The sequence below is a fragment of the Streptomyces sp. NPDC054794 genome, from assembly GCF_053611585.1.
Genome location: NZ_JBSHAQ010000017.1, coordinates 17,472 through 34,631, shown reverse-complemented (window position 1 = coordinate 34,631; position 17,160 = coordinate 17,472). Strand labels below are relative to the sequence as shown.

At 69.1% G+C, this 17,160-nt stretch carries 16 protein-coding genes, 2 pseudogenes and 1 riboswitch; of the genes and pseudogenes, 12 read left to right on the top strand and 6 right to left on the bottom strand.

All coding sequences use genetic code 11. The annotated features are described in order from the left end of the window. Nucleotides 1–173: 173 nt before the first annotated feature. From ACWGKT_RS19535 to ACWGKT_RS19505, 7 genes and pseudogenes are all read left to right on the top strand, one after another. Nucleotides 174–500 (top strand): annotated as a pseudogene (locus ACWGKT_RS19535) (DUF1684 domain-containing protein); the annotation flags it as partial. Between the two features lie 88 nt (nucleotides 501–588). Beyond that, nucleotides 589–702, top strand: a riboswitch (SAM riboswitch). 34 nt (nucleotides 703–736) lie between these two features. Beyond that, a complete protein-coding gene (locus tag ACWGKT_RS19530) occupies nucleotides 737–853 on the top strand; it encodes a putative leader peptide (RefSeq protein WP_356149602.1) in 117 nt (38 codons plus the stop codon). 218 nt (nucleotides 854–1,071) lie between these two features. Next, nucleotides 1,072–2,691 (top strand): ABC transporter substrate-binding protein, encoded by a 1,620-nt coding sequence (locus ACWGKT_RS19525; RefSeq protein WP_453274646.1) that lies wholly within the window; start codon nucleotides 1,072–1,074, stop codon nucleotides 2,689–2,691. Nucleotides 2,692–2,694: 3 nt separating this feature from the next. After that, nucleotides 2,695–3,654, top strand: a complete 960-nt coding sequence (locus tag ACWGKT_RS19520; RefSeq protein ID WP_453274645.1) for an ABC transporter permease — start codon at nucleotides 2,695–2,697, stop codon at nucleotides 3,652–3,654. Further along, a complete protein-coding gene (locus ACWGKT_RS19515; protein WP_453274644.1) occupies nucleotides 3,651–4,574 on the top strand; it encodes an ABC transporter permease in 924 nt (307 codons plus the stop codon). The genes ACWGKT_RS19520 and ACWGKT_RS19515 overlap by 4 nt, the downstream gene beginning before the upstream one ends. Further along, a complete protein-coding gene (locus tag ACWGKT_RS19510; protein ID WP_453274643.1) occupies nucleotides 4,571–6,247 on the top strand; it encodes a dipeptide ABC transporter ATP-binding protein in 1,677 nt (558 codons plus the stop codon). The genes ACWGKT_RS19515 and ACWGKT_RS19510 overlap by 4 nt, the downstream gene beginning before the upstream one ends. 13 nt (nucleotides 6,248–6,260) lie before the next feature. Next, the gene (locus ACWGKT_RS19505; protein WP_453274642.1) at nucleotides 6,261–6,941 is read left to right on the top strand and encodes an LLM class flavin-dependent oxidoreductase; all 681 of its coding nucleotides are present in this window, start codon (nucleotides 6,261–6,263) and stop codon (nucleotides 6,939–6,941) included. Between the two features lie 131 nt (nucleotides 6,942–7,072). On the opposite strand, the gene ACWGKT_RS19500 is transcribed toward ACWGKT_RS19505, so the two are convergent. Continuing rightward, the gene (locus ACWGKT_RS19500) at nucleotides 7,073–7,249 is read right to left on the bottom strand and encodes a hypothetical protein (RefSeq protein ID WP_453274641.1); all 177 of its coding nucleotides are present in this window, start codon (nucleotides 7,247–7,249) and stop codon (nucleotides 7,073–7,075) included. Between the two features lie 11 nt (nucleotides 7,250–7,260). Continuing rightward, nucleotides 7,261–7,401, bottom strand: a complete 141-nt coding sequence (locus ACWGKT_RS19495; RefSeq protein WP_453274640.1) for a hypothetical protein — start codon at nucleotides 7,399–7,401, stop codon at nucleotides 7,261–7,263. A gap of 459 nt (nucleotides 7,402–7,860) precedes the next feature. On the opposite strand from ACWGKT_RS19495, the gene ACWGKT_RS19490 reads away from it, so the two are divergent. Further along, complete coding sequence (locus tag ACWGKT_RS19490; protein ID WP_453274639.1) at nucleotides 7,861–8,754, top strand: amidohydrolase family protein; 894 nt, start codon at nucleotides 7,861–7,863, stop codon at nucleotides 8,752–8,754. A 117-nt stretch (nucleotides 8,755–8,871) separates the two neighbouring features. Here ACWGKT_RS19490 and ACWGKT_RS19485 read toward each other — a convergent pair whose 3' ends face one another. Beyond that, entirely contained in the window at nucleotides 8,872–9,186 is a 315-nt protein-coding gene (locus ACWGKT_RS19485) for a hypothetical protein (RefSeq protein ID WP_453274638.1), read from the bottom strand. 234 nt (nucleotides 9,187–9,420) lie between these two features. Here ACWGKT_RS19485 and ACWGKT_RS19480 point away from each other — a divergent pair, with 234 nt between their 5' ends. The 3 genes from ACWGKT_RS19480 (at nucleotide 9,421) to ACWGKT_RS19470 (ending at nucleotide 14,164) form a co-directional block, all read left to right on the top strand. Continuing rightward, the gene (locus ACWGKT_RS19480; RefSeq protein WP_453274637.1) at nucleotides 9,421–9,876 is read left to right on the top strand and encodes a hypothetical protein; all 456 of its coding nucleotides are present in this window, start codon (nucleotides 9,421–9,423) and stop codon (nucleotides 9,874–9,876) included. Between the two features lie 62 nt (nucleotides 9,877–9,938). Beyond that, on the top strand, nucleotides 9,939–11,642 hold the full coding sequence (locus tag ACWGKT_RS19475; RefSeq protein ID WP_453274636.1) for a M48 family metalloprotease: 1,704 nt from the start codon (nucleotides 9,939–9,941) through the stop codon (nucleotides 11,640–11,642). Nucleotides 11,643–12,199: 557 nt separating this feature from the next. After that, a complete protein-coding gene (locus ACWGKT_RS19470; protein ID WP_453274635.1) occupies nucleotides 12,200–14,164 on the top strand; it encodes a hypothetical protein in 1,965 nt (654 codons plus the stop codon). A gap of 65 nt (nucleotides 14,165–14,229) precedes the next feature. On the opposite strand, the gene ACWGKT_RS19465 is transcribed toward ACWGKT_RS19470, so the two are convergent. Further along, nucleotides 14,230–14,856: a hypothetical protein gene (locus tag ACWGKT_RS19465; protein ID WP_453274634.1), complete on the bottom strand. Its 627-nt coding sequence runs from the start codon at nucleotides 14,854–14,856 to the stop codon at nucleotides 14,230–14,232. Between the two features lie 113 nt (nucleotides 14,857–14,969). Further along, nucleotides 14,970–15,194 (bottom strand): hypothetical protein, encoded by a 225-nt coding sequence (locus ACWGKT_RS19460; RefSeq protein ID WP_453274633.1) that lies wholly within the window; start codon nucleotides 15,192–15,194, stop codon nucleotides 14,970–14,972. A gap of 72 nt (nucleotides 15,195–15,266) precedes the next feature. On the opposite strand from ACWGKT_RS19460, the pseudogene ACWGKT_RS19455 reads away from it, so the two are divergent. Then, nucleotides 15,267–15,627: pseudogene (locus ACWGKT_RS19455) on the top strand (transposase); the annotation flags it as partial. 75 nt (nucleotides 15,628–15,702) lie between these two features. On the opposite strand, the gene ACWGKT_RS19450 reads toward ACWGKT_RS19455, so the two are convergent. Next, on the bottom strand, nucleotides 15,703–16,449 hold the full coding sequence (locus ACWGKT_RS19450; RefSeq protein WP_453274632.1) for a phosphotransferase family protein: 747 nt from the start codon (nucleotides 16,447–16,449) through the stop codon (nucleotides 15,703–15,705). Nucleotides 16,450–17,160 lie beyond the last annotated feature (711 nt).

The following is a 17,160-nucleotide window of genomic DNA, read 5'->3' as shown; positions in this document are numbered from 1 at the left end:
GGCTCGGTCTCGTACTCCTGCTGCTTGGACCCCATGACCTTGGCAGGCTCCACGCTACGAGGGCACCCTCAGAGGGAGTGCGCCGACAGCTCTGTCCGAGCTGCTGTGACGATGGTGAAGCCGGGAAGCGGCGAGGGGCCAACTCACGGGCTATGTGCGGCCAGTCGACCTGCCATGTCTACGACGCTCCGGGCAGGGTCGAGTTCGAGTTCGACGGGCGCCCGCTGTCACTGACCGCGTTCCCCGGCCACGGTGCGGGACGGCTGATGGTGCTGTTCACCGACGCGACCTCCGGGGTCACCACCTACGCCGCCAACCGGGCCCTGGCCCTCGATCCGCCCGCCGCCGACGGTACGGTCGTCCTGGACTTCAACCGGGCCGCGAACCTGCCGTGCGCCTACACGGACCTGGCCACCTGCCCGCTGCCCCCGGCCGAGAACCGGCTGCCGGTGGCGATCGAGGCCGGCCAGAAGATCCCCCGCGAGCGCGGCGGCTCCTGAGCTGGACGCGCTCTCGCCCCGACTCCCCTTACAGGGCGTCCTTTTGCGCCATTGACGTACGACAAGACCGCTCCGTACGGTCACGAACGGCATTGAGTGTCAGCGTCAAGCCCTGGCTCGCTGACCGGCAACCCTCCCGCGCGGTGGGGTGCTCCAGGTGAAAGCCCGGCGGGATCACCGAGGATCTCCGCAAGCGCGTGGCCCCGTGACCAGGGCCGGATTGGTGGAGGACCGATATGCGGCACGGTGGTGACCTCAGCGCCCGCTTCGCTGGCGCCACCGTGTTCTCCCGGCTCTCGCGTCGGCGCCACATCGACCTCAAGCGCTCGACCAGCTGTCTCTGTCAGGTCTGACGGGCCTTCCCGCCGCTGGTCGCGGTACGGCATCTGTCGTCGCCGCACCCGCCTGCGCCTGATCTCCGTCTGTCTTTGATCCCCCCTTTTTCCTTCTGATCCCCGTTTGCACAGCCCTCCCCCGGCACCGGCGTCGCGCCGGCCGGGGCCGCACGCCCACGCACGGCCGTGCCCTGCACCACACCCGTGCCTGGTGACACGAGTAGGAGAAGCCCTCCGTGACTGCACTTTCCGATGTCGGAACCTCCCGGTGGGCGGCACTGACCGCCCTTGTGACCACCAGTGTTCTGCTGACCGCCTGCGGCTCCGGCGGCGGCGATTCCGGCAGCGGCGCCGGGCAGCCCAAGTCCGGCGGCACCCTGACCTTCGCGGTGGGTTCGGACGCCGGCTGCGTGGATCCGCAGCAGGTCGCCAGCAACGACACCATCTACTCGGTGCGCCAGATCGTGGACTCACTGACCGACCAGGACCCCAGGACCGGCAAGATCGTGCCGTGGCTGGCGAAGAGCTGGGATGTCAGCTCCGACGCCACGACGTTCACGTTCCATCTGAGGTCGGGCGTCACCTTCAGCGACGGCTCGAAGCTGACCGCGCAGGTGGTCAAGGACAACTTCGACGCGGTGCCGAAGCTCGGCGCCCTGGGGACGCTCGCCGAGGGCTATCTGAGCGGTGTCAAGAGCACCACGGTGGTCGACCCGCTCACCGTCAAGGTGACCTTCAGCCAGCCCAACGCCCAGTTCCTGCAGGCCACTTCGACCCACTCCCTGGGGATCGAGTCGTCGGCGAGCGTGAAGAAGACCCCGCAGCAGAAGTGCAGCGACGGGGTGATCGGGTCCGGGCCCTTCGTGTTGAAGCAGTACGTGCAGAACCAGTCGATCACCCTGGCCAAGCGCACGGGATACGCGTGGGGTTCCTCGCGGTGGAGCAAGAAGGGCGAGGCGTACCTGGACAAGCTGGTGTTCAAGGTCGTCCCGGAGGCGGGCGTACGGGCCGGAAGTCTCCAGTCCGGCCAGGTCGACGCGATCAGCAGCGTGGGCAAGGCCAACGAGGCGGCGCTCAAGGGCGGTCAGGTCACGCTCCAGCGACGGGCCAATCCCGGCGTCGTGTTCGGTCTCGGTCTCAACAACTCGCGGCCCGCTGTGAAGGATGCCAAGGTACGCCAGGCAATTCTGTTGGCCGTCGACCGGCAGCAGCTCGCCGACACCGTCTTCCCCACCGGCACCCAGGCGGCGACCAGCGTCCTTGCGCACACCACACCCGACTACACCAGCCTCGCCTCCGACCTGACGTCCGACGCGGCCAAAGCCAAGTCGCTGCTGGACGCGGCCGGCTGGAAGACCGGCAGCGACGGCATCCGCACCAAGGACAACAAGAAGCTGAGCCTGACCATCGACTGGATACCCAACTCGGCCACCAACCAGCCCGCGTTGGAACTGATCCAGCAGCAGCTCAAGGCCGTCGGTGTCGACGTGTCCCTCAAGCAGCTCCAGGTCACCCAGCTGGCGCCGACGCTCCAGTCCGGCGACTACGACGCGGCCTGGGGGAACGTCACCCGTGCCGACCCGGACATCCTGCGCAGCTCCTTCTCCACCCAGCTGGCCAACTTCTACCACCTGCCTGCGAGTTCCCTCGACACGGCGCTCTCCGAACAGGCCGCGACCGTCGACCCGGCCAAGCGCAAGCAACTGGTCACCCAGGCACAGCAGTCGCTCGTGCAGAACGCCTACTACGTGCCGGTGGTGGAGCTCCAGACCCAGCTCGGGGTGTCGAAGAAGGTGCACGACCTGAACTTCGACGCCTCCAGCCGGATCCAGCTGCACGACACCTGGATCGGCTAGCGCATGCGCCGCTATGTGATCAAACGGCTCGGCCAGGCGGCCGGGGTGCTGTGGGCGGCCTACACGGTCTCGTTCCTGGTGCTGGACTACCTCCCGGGCGATCCGGTCACGGCGATGGTCAGTGCCGGAATGGACTCGGGGCAGGTCGACCCGCAGCAGATCGCCGCCCTGCGGCACGAATACGGCTTCGACAAGCCGGTGCTGGTGCAGTACGCCGAGTACCTCGGCCGGGCGGTGCGCGGGGACTTCGGCGACTCGGTGTCCACCGGCCGCCCGGTCACCTCGACGCTGGCCGACGCGCTGCCGCAGACCCTCCAGCTGACCGGGGCGGCCCTGCTGCTCGCGGTGGCCCTCGGCGGCGGTCTGGCGGTGCTGGCCACCTATACCTCTCGGCGCTGGCTGCGGCAGCTGCTGCTGTCGCTGCCGCCGCTGGGGGTGTCTGTCCCGACGTTCTGGGTGGGGCTGCTGCTCGTCGAGACGTTCTCCTTCCGGCTGCACTGGTTCCCCGCATTCGGCAACGACGGGTTCAAGGGGCTGGTATTGCCGGCGCTGACTCTGGCGGTGCCGACCGGTGCGCAGATCGCGCAGGTGCTCGCCAAGAGCCTGCTCACCGCACTGGACCAGGCGTATGTGGAGACCGCCCGGGCCAAGGGCGCCGGCCGGTGGCGGGTCCATCTGCGGCACGCGCTGCGCAACGCGTCCCTGTCGGCCCTGACGGTCGTCGGCCTGCTGGTGGGGCAGCTGATCGCCGGTTCGGTCGTCGTCGAGACGGTGTTCTCCCGCGACGGCCTCGGCCGCGTCACCGCGGCGGCGGTCACGGCCCAGGACATCCCGCTGGTCCAGGGGGTGGTGGTGTTCGGGGCGCTGATCTTCGTGACGACGAACCTGGTCATCGACCTGGTCTATCCACTCCTCGACCCCCGGATCGTGGTGACCTCGGACAGAAAGGCGGCCCTCGCATGAGCCAGAGCCTTGTCGACGACCCCGCCGAAGCGGCACTGGGACTGGCCCGCCCGGTCGCGGCGGGGCCGGAGCCTGATCCCGGGCGCCGCGCGGACGTACGGCGGCTGCTGCGGTTCGTGGTGCGCCGCCCGGGGCTGCTGTTGTCGGTGGTCGTCCTCGTGCTGGTGGTGCTGGCCTCGTTCTGGCCCGACCTGTTCACCTCGCAGGACCCGTTGAAGGGCGTGCCGTCGCAGAACTTCCGCGGCCCGAACGGCAGTCACTGGTTCGGCACCGACGAGCTGGGACGCGATGTGTTCTCCCGGGTCGTCCACGGCGCCCAGCTGTCCCTGAAGGCAACGCTGATCGCCGTGCTGGTCGCGTTCGTGGTCGGCGGGCTGCTGGGGGTGGTCGCCGGGTTCGTGGGCCGCTGGGTGGACGACGTGCTGATGCGCTTCGTCGACGTGCTGCTGTCCATCCCCGCGTTGTTCATGTCCCTGGCCCTGGTCACCGCGCTGGGCTACGGCACGGTGAAGGTGGCGGTCGCGGTCGGCATCGCCAGCGTGGCCGCGTTCGCGCGGGTGGCGCGCGCGGAGGTGCTGCGGGTGCGGCAGGCCGTCTTCGTCGAGGCCTCACGCGCCAGCGGAGCGCGCTGGTACTCGGTGCTGGGCCGGCATGTGCTGCCCAATGCGGCGGGCCCGGTGATCGTGCTGGCCACCCTCGACTTCGGCTCCTCCATCCTGGCCGTGTCGGCGCTGAGCTTCCTCGGCTACGGGGCGCCCCCGCCGGCGCCGGAGTGGGGGACGTTGATCTCCGACGGTCGCAACTACCTCGCCAACGCCTGGTGGCTGACCGCGCTGCCCGGGCTGGCGATCGCCGCGACCGTACTGGCCACCAACCGCATCGCCCGGGCACTGGACGGCGAATGGTCCCGGCAGCGATGACCGACGAACGTGAGAACGGTGAGGACGTGAGCACACCACTGCTTCAGATACGCGGCCTGTCCGTGTCGTACCGCACCCGGGGCGGCACCGTCGAGGCCGTCCGGGGCGTCGACCTCGACGTGTGGCCGGGACAGGTGACCGCGGTGGTCGGCGAGTCCGGCTCCGGGAAGAGCACGACCGCGCACGCGATCACCCGGCTGCTGTCGGCGAACGGCCGGATCGAGGCGGGCACGGTCCGCTTCGGCCGGCACGACCTCGCCACCCTCTCGGAAGCCGAACTGCGCACCATACGCGGAGCACGGATCGGACTGGTCCCCCAGGATCCGACCGTCTCCCTCAACCCGGTCAAGCGGATCGGCGACCAGGTCGCCGAGGTGCTGCGCATCCACGGTCTCGCAACCCGTCGCTCGGCTCCCGCAGAGGCGATCGCCGTCCTGGACCGGGCCGGACTGCCCGACGCCGCCGTCCGGGCCCGGCAGTACCCGCACGAACTGTCCGGCGGCATGCGGCAACGCGCCCTGATCGCCATCGCCATCGCCGCACAGCCAGAGCTGATCATCGCCGACGAGCCGACCAGCGCGCTCGACGTCACCGTGCAGCGGGTCATCCTCGACCATCTCCAGCGCCTCACCGAGGAGTCGGGCACCGCGGTCCTGCTCGTCACCCACGATCTCGGAGTCGCCGCCGACCGGGCCCAGCGGCTGGTCGTGATGTCGCAAGGCAAGGTCGTCGAGGCGGGCCCCACCCATGACATCCTCGCCGACCCGCAGGACGGCTACACCCGGCACCTGCTGGCCAGCGCCCCGAGCCTGACCACCGCCCGGCCCCGCACCCCGGCCTCCCTCCCCGAACCGGATACGGCGCCCCTGGCCGAAGTGCGCAACCTGGCCAAGGAGTTCAGACTCCCCCGCACCGGGGACGGGCCCCGCACCCTGCGCGCCGTCGACGACGTCAGCCTCACCCTCCACCGAGGCCAGACCCTTGCCCTGGTCGGCGAGTCGGGCTCGGGCAAGTCCACCACCGTCCGCCTGGTGCTCCGCCTCACCGACGCGACCGCCGGACAGATCATCTTCGACGGCACCGACGTCACCACCGCCAAGGGCGCCCAGGCCAGGCAGCTGCGCCGCCGCGCCCAGCTCATCTACCAGAACCCCTACGCCTCGCTCGACCCCCGATTCTCCATCGGCGAGGTGATCACCGAGCCGCTGCGCGCCTTCAAGGTCGGCGACCGCGCCTCCCGGCTCGCTCGGGCTCGCGAACTGCTCGACCGGGTGGCCCTACCGGCCGCGACGCTGGAGCGCCGCCCGGCGGAACTGTCCGGCGGACAGCGGCAGCGCGTGGCGATCGCCCGCGCCCTCGCCCTCTCACCCGACCTGGTGGTCTGCGACGAGCCGGTCTCCGCGCTGGACGTGTCCGTGCAGTCCCAAGTCCTGGAGCTGCTGGCCGAGTTGCAGGCCGACACGGGCGTGGCGTACCTGTTCATCTCGCACGACCTGGCCGTCGTACGTCAGATCGCTCACCAGGTCGCCGTCATGCGGGCCGGCCGCGTCGTCGAGACAGGCCCGCCGGAGGAACTGTTCACCCGCCCCCGCCACGAGTACACCCGACAGCTGCTCGCGGCCGTCCCCGGCGGTCGCGTCCCCACCCCCGCCGCCGAGACCGCCACGAGCTGAGGACCACGGTCGCATGAGCACACCCACCATCACCTCACTTGCCCTTCTCACCCCGGGCAACTTCGCCGACGACGACCCGTACACCGGCCTGGAGGAGACACTCCAACTCTTCGAGTACGGCGAACGACTCGGCTACGACGGCGCCTGGATCCGCCAGCGCCACCTCGAACACGGCGTCGGCTCAGCTGCCGTATTCCTCGCCGCGGCCGGCCAGCGCACCGAGCGGATCGAGCTGGGCACCGCGGTCATCCCGATCGGCTACGAGAGCCCGTTCCGCCTGGCCGAAGACCTGGCGCTTGCCGATGTCCTGTCCCGCGGCCGCCTCCAGGTCGGCTTCAGCACCGGCATGCCGCACGCCGACCTGCTCGGCGACCTGGTGCACGACGGCGACTGGCGCGGCTTCGACCTGTCGTACGGCAGGATCGCCCGCCTCGTCGACAACCTGCGCGGCGACTATCTCGGCGGCCCGGACACCGTGATCCACTCGCCCGGCAACATCCAGCGGCCCCGTCTGCAGCCGCACAACCCCGATCTGGTGGAGCGGATCTGGTACGGCGGAGGCAGCCTGCGCTCGGTCCGCTGGACCGCCGAGAACGGTCTCAACCTGCTGTCCGGCAACATCCGCCGCACATCCCCGATGCGGCGGCGCCACGGCGCCGAATGCCCTGACGACCCGCACGGCCGGCCTGCGTAACCTCGCCATCGGCGTCCACCGTCAGGACGGTCGCACCAACATCGCCGCTGCCCTCCGCCACACCGCCCGCGACTGCCGCAGATCCCTGATACCGCCCTCGGCCTCACCGGATGAATCCGGACAGACCTCGATCATGCAAGGGACCCTGGCTCGGCCTGAGCTGCGGTCAACCGCCGGCAGTTCGAAAGCAGCCCCGCCATCTCGGCCGCCAGCAGATCGTCGGGCCGCGGCGACTCGGGGAGCTCGACACCGATGATGGCGGCGAGGCCACCGGCCGAGATGCCGAGGGCGGTCGCGAAGCCTGTCACCAGGTCCGGAGTTAGCGGAACGCGTCCCGGCCGATTCCGCTGATCGTGGAGGCGGCCAGGTACACGCGGCCATCGGTCAGCAGGGCCAGGGTCTTGACCGCGGCGGTCAGGGAGTGCAGGTTCCGGTTGCCGCACAGCAGGTTGGCGAGCATCGCACCGAAGCCCGACTCTGCTGGTCATAGATCCGCGGCGGAAGGGGCAAAGGGTCTCCGGGTTCGTACGGCAGTTGATCGACCAGCCAGTGGACGCGGGCTCCGTGATCCGACGGCAGTGCCATCGTGATCTTGACAAGGCTCGGGATTCCGGATCCGGTCGCCGGGTCCCAGGGGATGCGGGGCTCCGCGCAGGGACGTCGGCGATCACGTAGAGGTCGTCGGCGTAAAAACCAAGAGCGGGGGCTCACCGCCGCGGCCCGGGTGATGGATCCCTCACGGACCCCTGCGGAAAGGAGTAGACCCGCCACCTCACCGAGGTCGATCGTGGGCGACATGAACGATCACCACACCGCGCGTGTCGGCCCTGCCGGTCCCGCAGAACCCGCCCCCGCGCCGGGCCGCCCGCACGACGCCGGGTCGCCAGGGTCGAGCGCAGCCACGGGTTCGCGAGAGGCCATGAGTGACGTGCAACTGGATGACGAGGCCAGTGAGGTCCGCCGTTTCTGGAGCCAGCTCGGTCTACCCGGACTGGTCGATGTCCACACGCACTTCATGCCCGAGCGCGTCCTGCACAAGGTCTGGGGCTACTTCGACGCACTCGGACCGCTGACGGGTGGGCACGAGTGGCCGATCACCTACCGGAAGGAGGAGGCGGAACGGACGTCCCTGCTCCGGGAGTTCGGCGTACGGGCCTTCACCGCGATGCTCTACCCCCACAAGCCGGGCATGGCCCGGTGGCTGAACGGCTGGGCGGCCGACTTCGCCCGCGGCACCCCCGACTGCCTGCACACCGCCACCCTCTACCCCGAGCCGGGCGTCGAGACATACGTCCGGGAGGCCGTCGAGTCGGGCGCGCGCGTCTTCAAGGCGCATGTTCAGGTGGGAGCGTACGACCCAGCCGATGAACTCCTCCAGCAGGCATGGGAGTTGCTGGCCGAGGCCGGGATCCCAGTGGTGATCCACTGCGGCTCCGGGCCCGCGGCCGGCAAGCACACCGGCCCCGAGCCGATCGCGCAGGTGCTGGCGCGGCATCCCCGACTGCGGCTGATCGTCGCACATTTGGGGATGCCCGAGTACGAGGAGTTCCTCGGCCTTGCCGAGCGGTACGGGGAGGTGCGGCTGGACACGACGATGGCATTCACCGACTTCACCGAGGGACTCATGCCTTTCCCCCGCCGGGCCCTGCCCCGGCTCGCCGGACTCGGCGACCGCATCCTGCTCGGCTCCGACTTCCCCAATCTCCCCTACCCCTACCTGCACCAGCTCCACGCCCTGGAGCGGCTGGCCCTTGGCGAGGAGTGGCTGCGGGCGGTGTGCCACGACAACGCAGCAGACCTGTTCGGACTATGAAGAAGGAAGCTGTTTAGGGAGGACTGGTCCATCCCTGAACCTGGATCCACCGGTCGGTGACGGGCCGGGGGGCTGGATGCAGAGAGGTATCCGCTGAGCTGGGATGATGGGAGTTCTTCACGCTTCTACCAGGCCGGACCAGCAAAGCACCTCGGAAGTGAAATCTTCCCACCCGCGGCGACGTTCGCCGCGCTTGACGAACTGAACCTGCTTACGCACGGCAGGCCGGCCCCGGCGGTGCGCCTGGCCGAGCGGTGCGGCCTGCCGACACTGATCCGCGAGGGTTCGCCTCGACGGGGCGGGCAACGGAGCTGGCGCCGCGCCGGACGCGAAGGTGATGTCGCTGGCCTCCGCCATGCTCGCCGGAGTGGGCGGCATCGACGACACAAACGTGCTCCGGCACGGCGCGATGCGCCGGGTCTTCACCGGCATGCAGGCCCCCTCCACCCTCGGCTCCTTCCTGCGCGCATTCGCCTGGGGCCTGTGCGGCAAATCCAGTCCGCCGCCCGCGCGTTCACCTGCCCGCTGGGCGGACACTGCAGTTGCTGCCGGGCTCGGATCAGGTGGTCTACCTGGACCTCGACTCCAAAGTGAAGAAGGTCTACGGCACCGACAAGCAGGGAGCTGAGCACGGCTACACCAAGGTCATCTGTTACAATGACCGCCATGGCCGCGTCCGTACGGGGGATCGTCTCGGAGCTCGTTGTCGAACATGTGCCGCATGAGCGGGAGTTGCTCGAGAATCTGCAGCCACTCGACGACGACGGCATCACTCGGCTGTTCACCCGGCCCGAAGGCGACGAACTGCTCGGCTTCGGCGTGGCGGAAGCCGCCAGCCTGATCACTCCCGTCGTATGGCTGGTGGTGAACGAGTTCGTCACCCGGGGAGCGGGCGTCGCGGCGGACGGCTTCTTCGCCCGTATCCGGGCACGCTTCTCCCGGACTCCCGCCCGCGGCGCAGGCGTTGGCGCCGACCCGATGCCGCTGGCCCCCGAGCAGCAGAAGGCGGTCTACCAGCGGGTCTACAGCGAGGCGCGCCTGCGGGGCCTCGAGGACGCGGCCGCGAAGCAGCTCGGGGAAGCCGTCGTCGCCCGGCTGGCCATGGGGCCGTCCGGGCAATGACGACGGCGCAGTCACGAGTGCTCGCCGCGCGTGCGCTCACTGCGCGTGCGACCACCCGGCGAATGCTGATGCTGGTCACGGTGCTGCTCGCGTCCGCAAGCACCCTCATCGGCGAGGCGGTGCTCACCTATCACTCCGCGACCTCGCTCCCGCACTGCGCCTCCGCGGCCGGCATGGATCTCCAAGGGCCGCAGTGGCGCACCGAGTTGGGGCTGCGTTTCCACCAGAAGCTGGTCGCCTGCCGGGCGGACGGTGCTCGGACCTCGCTGTACGCGACCGTGCTGTGGACCGCCGGCGTCGCGGTGGCGGCTGTGCTGCTGTACCGGTGGCTGCCGCGGTGGCGGCAGCGCAAGGACCGGCTCCCGGAGTTGTATTCCGCGCAGCGGATCGCGGCAGCCATGGATGGCGATAGCGGGGGCGACGAGCGGCTGGCGCATCTGGCCCGGCTGGTACGGCGCGCCAAGCTGCCCCAGGACCGGTTGCCCGGCTTCGTGTGCAATCCCCGGGCGCTGTCCGCCGGTGCGCTGGCTTTCGGCAGCTTCGGCCGCTACACCGTCTGCCTGAACGTGGGGCTGCTGCCGAAACGAACGACCAAGGACAGGCCGCATTTCGACGCGGTCGTGCTGCATGAGCTCGCCCATGTGCGTAACCGGGACGTCGACCTGGCCTATCTCGCCGTCGCCCTGTGGCGGGTCTTCCTGATCGCCGTGCTGCTGCCCTGCCTGGCCCTGGATGCGGCCCTGGTGCTGCACGACCGCTTTCAGAGCGTCGAGCGGGCGTACTGGGACGGATACGAGCCCGGAGCGAAGACCGCGCTGCTCGCGGTGGTGCTCACCGCGCTGGTCTATGTGGCCAGGGCCGACATCCTGCGCCATCGTGAGCTGGTCGCCGACCGGGACGCCGTATTCGAGTCCGGGAGCGACCGCGAGGTGTGGAGGAAGCAGGCGGAATCGCGGTCCGCCGCGCTGCCCCGACATCGGCTCCCCCGCTTTCTGCGCAACCACCCGACCTGGAGTGAGCGCCTGGCCGAAATCGACAACCCTCGCTCCGAGGACAAAGGCGGCACGAAGCTGCAGCTCGCGGTCTTCCTCGTCGCGTACGTGACCATCACCTACTCGGTGATCTCCTGGCTCAAGCTCGACGCGGTCCCGGCGCAGACAGTGATCTATCTCGCGTACCTGCTGGGGCCTCTCATCATCGCCACCGGCTTTGCGGTATTCCCGCGCCGCAAGGCGCGGAGTGCGGACGAGGCGAGTGCGGCCCGCGCCTGGATGTACGGCGTCATCTGGCTGATCGGCGCCTTCGCGGTGAACCCGTTCGCGAATTGGGGGCAGGCGGAGGATGACTGGGCGAAGCAGGCAGCTGCCAGTCTGGGCGAGATGGCCGACGAGATCAACGGGTGGCGCGACGGACCCGCGGTGAGCGCCGCAGCCAAGGACCGGGCCGCCGGCTGGTACGAGCGGGGAGGCTCTGCGGTGCTCGGCCGGTTCGACGCATACCTTCAGGATCAGGCCGCGAGATCCGACGCCGCCGACGCCCACTGTGCCGCCTTGGGTGCGACGGTGAGCGACGCGCTGGAACTGCCGGTCTTTCCGGACTCCGGCGCGGGCGGAAAGGCCTGGAAGCGGTTGCTCACGTCGGCGGCCGAGGCCCAGGCCCTGCAGTGCCGCTCCGGCTACGACCTGGATGCGCCCAACGAAGCCGCCATGGTCAGCATGCGCTATGAGCGGGCCAGAACAGCACTAAGAGAGCTCATGCCACACTGATTCACGCAGAAAAGGGATAATTCTCCACACGCGGCCGAGTCCTCACACACTGCATCTGCCGAACAACTGGCCCTGGCAGCACGCGTGGACGCAATTCACGTCGGGCTGGCAGGGCGCAGCCGGGGCAGCCCAGTGGGCCTCCCCGGGCGCACAGGAAGGCCTACTGGCGACGGGAGGGCATCGGCGCGGGGAGCTGCCCCGACGGGTGCCCCGCGCGGTCGCCTCCCGACCTCGCACCCGAGTATGGGTGATCCGTGACGCCTGGGCGAGTTGCCGACGTGGCCAACAGTCCGTTCTGGTAAGGGAGTTCGGCAGCCGCTCCCCCTGGAGGGAGCCGGTTGTGATGGGATCGTTGCCCTTCGGTCTCAACCGTGTCCCAGGTCACGTCTGTTAACTCCGGTTAAACACGAACCTCCGGATCGTGAAGTCTTGTTGGAAGCTAACGACGGGTCATAGGAAGGTCAAGGCGCGACATATCCATCGTCAAGCCCCGCCAGAAGTACGAAGGCAGGGGCCAGAAGGGACACGCCTTGCAAGGTATATCCAGAAGGAAACGCATGGCCTCGCGCATAGCCGCAGGCGTGGCCATGCTGATGCTCATCAGCAGTGGCGCGGCGAGCGCGGCCGACTTAGGCCACCCATCCCAGCCTGACCCGAACGCGGCCCCCTCCACCCGCCCTGCCAGCGGCCCCGAGGTGAAGTCGGTCGCCGCTGCCGGGTCGCGGCCGGTCTCGGGCAAGAACCCGACGGCAGCGCCCTCCAAGCGCAAGGACGCGGCCGGTTTCCAGCGGGTCATCTCGCAGAAGGTTCAGCTGAAGAACACGGTGACCGACGCCGACGGCGACAAGTCGACGCTGACGTTCGAGGTGTGGACGGCTGACGCGGCAGGCAAGCCGAAGACGAAGGTCAAGCTCAACGACTCCGAGTACGGCGTTATCGTCTCCCCGTACGTTGCTTCCGGGTCCCTGGTCACCGTCGATGTCCCCGCGGGCAAGCTCAGCCTGAACACCAACTACGTGTTCCACACCTCCGCCTTCGATGGCAGCCTGTACGAGACCACCTGGTCCCCGTGGGCGCCGTTCCGCGTGGAGATGCCTGTCGACCTGACGTTGCCCACCCCCGACTACACCGCCCCGGACCCGAACGTGGCGGACATGCAGCCCACCGGGGTGCAGACCAAGCCGCTCGGCGCCTCCGCCAGCCTCACCGCGAAGACACCCAAGGCGAGCGAGCAGTGCAGCGCCGTCCGTGACGACGGCCGGCAGGTGTGCTTCGGCAAGCCGCTGTCCAAGGACGAGGCGCCGAAGAAGATTGCCAAGTCCATGAAGGCGACGGCCGCGCAGACGAACGTTCCGTGGTGCAACACGGACTTCCCGAGCATTCTCGCCACCCGGAAGACCGAGTGTGACGTCCGCGCCGTGCCGGTCATCATCCGTACCGACGGCGTTCCCGACGCCACCGCGTACTTCACGTTCCTTCGCCTGATCGAACTCGACGGACAGAACAGCTTCACCGAGCACCTCACCATCGAGCCCGCTCAGCAAATCCCTCTGGACTTCGCCGAGATCGACCTGATACTCAACGAGCACCTGTGTCAGGGCTCGTGCAAGGCCGTCGAGCCGGACCCGGGCGCGTGGACCGAGAAGACATGGTGGACACCGGGTGATATGCACTCCACGTCCGTGTCCACGCCGTTCACGTGGGACGCCTCCACTGCCGGCCAGCAGTACCTCTACAAGCCCGACGTGAAGATCGACGCGAACATCCTGCCGTCCGACGGCAGGATCCGCCCGTTCATGACCGGCTACCAGTGGTCCAAGGGCTACGACGCGGCCACCGCCGACCTGGACCAGATCCGCTGTGACACCACCACGGCCGGACCGGGCACCGGATGCGTCTTCGTCAATTCCGCCCCCACCTACGCCTTCAACGCCAAGGCGTTCCCCCAGGCCGCAGCGCACGCGTGGCTGATCCAGACGTACACGCCCAAGCACCCCGGTTCCCTCTCCGCCCTCAAGCCCCTCTACTACATGGGCGACAAGGCGCAGAACACGCGCAGCCGTGGCCGTATGTGCCCCACCGGCTGGGCCAAGGAGAACGGTGACGCCAGCGCCCTGGTCGACGCCGCAGACGAACTCAACTGCGACGAGTTCGCCTTCGCCTCGACCTACAACAGCGGCGGCATGTCCACGGCAGAGGGGGGCCTCAACCCCGCCGTCAAGGACGGCAGCACCACCCCCACCGGCGACGCCTGCATCGGCACCTACGCCAAGAAGTACGGGAGCGCCGTGCACCTGTTCAGCATCAACGGCACCGATCCCACCTTCAAGGAGGTCTGCGGCCGGTCCGCGATCTCCGGCATGCACAACCAGGAGTCCATGGGCGCCCACTTCGCCAAGTTCATGAGCGAGATGCGCCTCATGGACAAGGACGCCTACTGGCTCGACACCCGCATCACACCGGGCAACACCTGCCTCAACTCCAGCGGCACCCCGGTCATCTGCAAGCTGACCACCCAGTAACACCTCCAGCACATGCTGGTGGCCCGCGCCTGCGGGTACGGGCGCGGGCCACCGTCATACGGCCGTCAGACCATGGGAATGAACAGACCGCACAGTTCGCCGGCCTGGACGAGTCCCTGGGAGATGGACAGGCCGCAGTAGGTGCCCACAGCGGTGAACACCGCCTCAGAAAGCCGCGTACCGGCGTCCTCGTCTGCCTGCGGGGCCAGGAGAACTGCCCCCGCCGCGTTCAACGCAGCATCCAACGCCGAACCTTCTCCGGTGTCTTCGCCGAACTCGGCACGCCGCACGCGCTCATCCCCCGGCGCATGAAGGATCGCCTGCGGCGGACTCCACCAGTTCATCGTCACGCACACGACTTCCTCGCCCGGTCCGGGACGCATCGACGGCACCTTTCGAAAGCCCGTCGACCAGGTCGCCATCCCCCAGTCCTCCAGCACGTACAGCCACTCACCGCACTGGCCGTACATGACCGGATTGACGCCAGGCGGCGGACCACCCACCGCAGCGGTCAGATCCCGGTACGCAGTCCGCGCCGCAAGCTCGTCCAGATCCGCGCCCAGATTGATAAGGAACTCGTCCGCCTCCACACCCCGCACAGCGGTCAGGGAGATCCCGCCGAGCATCCCCGGCAGCGTCGCGGACCGGTCGATGGTGCTGTGTGCGCCTATCCAGGCTATCCCTTCAGACATGCTCGTCACACTACAGAGCGTGGGAGAGAGCTGCTCAGCATTGCCTGAACAGCGGGAACGGGTATGCGAGGGGTTCGTCAGGGTCGGGATCTTGCATGGGTGGGCTCCTTGCCTCAGGACGCCGTGGGTGGGGTCTCCGGCGAGTTGCTGGCGTGGCCAATGACCCGGCCGTTCTCGGGCAGGACGTACAGCGTCCACACGGCCCAACTCAGCAGGTGGGCCAGCGAGAAGAACCGGGTCAGGGGGCGGCGGCGGATACTGTCCCACAGGCCGGAGTGGTCCTCCCGGCCCCTGTGGGCCGCTCGGGTTTTGATGCCGACGAGGGCTTGGGTACTCACCGCGGTGTCCCTCGGATGCTGGCTGACGTGACGTGTCCAGCGCATCAGTCACGCGTCCGAAGGTCATTCCGAAACGACGTCACCCAACTGCTCCCGCTGATCCAGGCCGCCCCGCCGATCCGCGGCAAGCGCGGCCAGCCACTGCGCCGCCCCAAGCACCTCTACGCCGACCGCGGCTATGACCACGAGGTCTACCGGGACAAGATCCGCGGGTTCCAGATCACCCCCGCACCTCGCCCGGCGCGGCGCCGGGCACGGCTTTGGCCTGGGCGTGTACCGCTGGGTCGTGGAAGGAACGATCGCGCTGCTCCACTGGCTCCGCCGCCTGCGCATCCGCTGGGAGATCCGCGACGACCTCCACCACGCGTTCGTCACCCTCGGCTGCGCCGTCATCTGCTGGGGACGACTGCGCACGGCACTCTGTTGGGAGTAAGGGCAGGCGATGCGCCCCAGGGGTTGGCCGGCAGATGCGTCAGAACGCATACGTGGCAGTCGGGCCCGCGCAGCCTCACATCCGGGATCTCAGCACGTCGACCTCACAGCCCGGCGCGAAGGGGTCGAAGCCGTGCTCGATCAGCGAGCGAACTATCAGCAGGCTCCGCAACGACCACCACGCGTGGATCACGTCGAGGTCGATGTCGGTGCCATAGCCGGCGATGACGTCGCCGAGGTGCTCCTCGTGTCCGAGCGTGAAGGTGGCAAGGTCGTACAGGGCATCACCCTGGCCCGCCTCGGACCAGTCGATGATGCCCGTGACCTCGTCGCCGTCGACGAAGACGTGCGCGATCTGCAGGTCGCCGTGCGTGAACGCCGGAGCCCACGGCCGGAGCGCGGCCTCGGCGACCTGGCGGTTGCGGGTGACCAGGTCGGCGGGCAGGACGCCGTTCGTCACGAGCAACTCGCACTCGTCGTCGAGTTCCGCCGCCAGCGCGACGATGCTCCGGCCGGCCCGGCCCGGCCGGGACGGCAGCGGCGCGTCGTGCAGCTTCCGGATGGCGGCGCCCGCCGCGGCCCACGCCGCTGGCGACCCGGTCGACGGCCCGCCGAGGCGCCCAAGCGTCGTCCCCGGGAGTGCGGCGGTCGCGAGCACGGGCGGATTGCGCCACAGGACCTCCGGGGTCGGGATCGGCGCGAGGGACATTGCCTCGACCTCGACGTCGATGCGTGCCTGATCGGCGTCCACCTTCAGGAACACGTCGCCGACGCGCAGAGTCGCGCGCTCGTAATGGGCGACGACGACTTTGACCTCATCCATGGGCGACCAGTATCCCGGGGATGTTCGCCGACGTCGCCGGGATTTCGCGTGCGATTACGCGGCTGACCGCGTCCCGCTACCCAGCGGCCTCGTGCACGACACCGACCTCTGAAAGGCGCATCTACATGAGCGCTACCTTGGGTGACGGCGGCGAATGCGGGCGGGTCCCATTCGGGATCGGTACACCCGTGCCGTGATCAAGAACGCGCTGCGCGCCCTGCCCGCGTTCGCCTGTCCGTCATTCCCCTGGCCGCCCCCGCCACCGCAGCTCCCGGCCCGCTCCGGCCGGCCGGTGAACGGCCGTCGGCCGCTGCCCTGCCCGCTGCGGCTCGCAAGGCGCTCCCACCGCCCTCGGCAGCAGACGTGCCCCTGCACCAGACGCTAGCCTGGATCGAACAGGCAGAGGAAGGCTCCCAGGACGGCTACAGCCGCGAGCAGTTCAGGCACTGGAACAAGGGACTGAACCCCACCCGCCGGCTGCAACACCCGCAAGGATGTCATCCTCGCCGAGGCCCTGGAGGCGCCGGAGATCGGGCCGAAGTGCGCGCTGACCGGCGGGCGGTGGTGGTCGCGGTACGACCAGGTGTGGATCATGGTTTCAGGACATCGGTCTTCCCGCAGACAGGGAAGCCATCAAGATATTTCTGGGACTCGCCCGCTGAGAGGTTCTCGTCGTCGAGGCAGCGCTGGTAGTGGTCTCGCTGCTCGGCG

Coding starts and splice junctions, on each gene's coding strand:
- ACWGKT_RS19450 (WP_453274632.1), bottom strand. CDS start 16,449: ATGGATGAGGTCAAAGTCGTCGTCGCCCATTACGAGCGCGCGACTCTG.
- ACWGKT_RS19485 (WP_453274638.1), bottom strand. CDS start 9,186: ATGCCGGTGAAGACCCGGCGCATCGCGCCGTGCCGGAGCACGTTTGTG.
- ACWGKT_RS19465 (WP_453274634.1), bottom strand. CDS start 14,856: ATGTCTGAAGGGATAGCCTGGATAGGCGCACACAGCACCATCGACCGG.
- ACWGKT_RS19475 (WP_453274636.1), top strand. CDS start 9,939: ATGCTGATGCTGGTCACGGTGCTGCTCGCGTCCGCAAGCACCCTCATC.
- ACWGKT_RS19515 (WP_453274644.1), top strand. CDS start 3,651: ATGAGCCAGAGCCTTGTCGACGACCCCGCCGAAGCGGCACTGGGACTG.
- ACWGKT_RS19505 (WP_453274642.1), top strand. CDS start 6,261: ATGAGCACACCCACCATCACCTCACTTGCCCTTCTCACCCCGGGCAAC.
- ACWGKT_RS19530 (WP_356149602.1), top strand. CDS start 737: ATGCGGCACGGTGGTGACCTCAGCGCCCGCTTCGCTGGCGCCACCGTG.
- ACWGKT_RS19510 (WP_453274643.1), top strand. CDS start 4,571: ATGACCGACGAACGTGAGAACGGTGAGGACGTGAGCACACCACTGCTT.
- ACWGKT_RS19495 (WP_453274640.1), bottom strand. CDS start 7,401: ATGCTCGCCAACCTGCTGTGCGGCAACCGGAACCTGCACTCCCTGACC.
- ACWGKT_RS19520 (WP_453274645.1), top strand. CDS start 2,695: ATGCGCCGCTATGTGATCAAACGGCTCGGCCAGGCGGCCGGGGTGCTG.
- ACWGKT_RS19470 (WP_453274635.1), top strand. CDS start 12,200: ATGGCCTCGCGCATAGCCGCAGGCGTGGCCATGCTGATGCTCATCAGC.
- ACWGKT_RS19490 (WP_453274639.1), top strand. CDS start 7,861: ATGAGTGACGTGCAACTGGATGACGAGGCCAGTGAGGTCCGCCGTTTC.
- ACWGKT_RS19480 (WP_453274637.1), top strand. CDS start 9,421: ATGGCCGCGTCCGTACGGGGGATCGTCTCGGAGCTCGTTGTCGAACAT.